General features: G+C 56.8%; 1 protein-coding gene. It reads left to right on the forward strand.

From position 1 onward, the window contains the following. On the forward strand, nucleotides 1-280 hold a 280-nt coding region (locus IQO02_RS03035; protein WP_193838496.1), incomplete at both ends, for an immunoglobulin-like domain-containing protein.

A 280-nucleotide genomic window follows, 5' to 3' on the forward strand; every position in this document is an offset into this window, starting at 1 on the left:
ACCACAGTGAGCTTGTCAGCGGATGCGTCAGTCACCGAAGGCGAGAACATCACCTACACGGCGACACTGACGAATCCTGCGGATGGCGCGGTGACGGTCACGCTAAGCAATGGTGCAACGATCACTATCGCTGATGGCGCGACTTCAGGAACCACGACGGTTCCAGCAAGTGATGATGTATACGTAGGCGGCGATACGGCTTCCGCGACTATCACTGATGCAACGGGCGGCAACTTCGAGAGCTTGGTGAAAGACCCAACAGCAGCAACGACGACCATCA

This window comes from Vibrio sp. OPT24 (assembly GCF_015163545.1).
In the GTDB taxonomy this organism is placed as follows: Bacteria; Pseudomonadota; Gammaproteobacteria; order Enterobacterales; family Vibrionaceae; genus Vibrio; species Vibrio cyclitrophicus.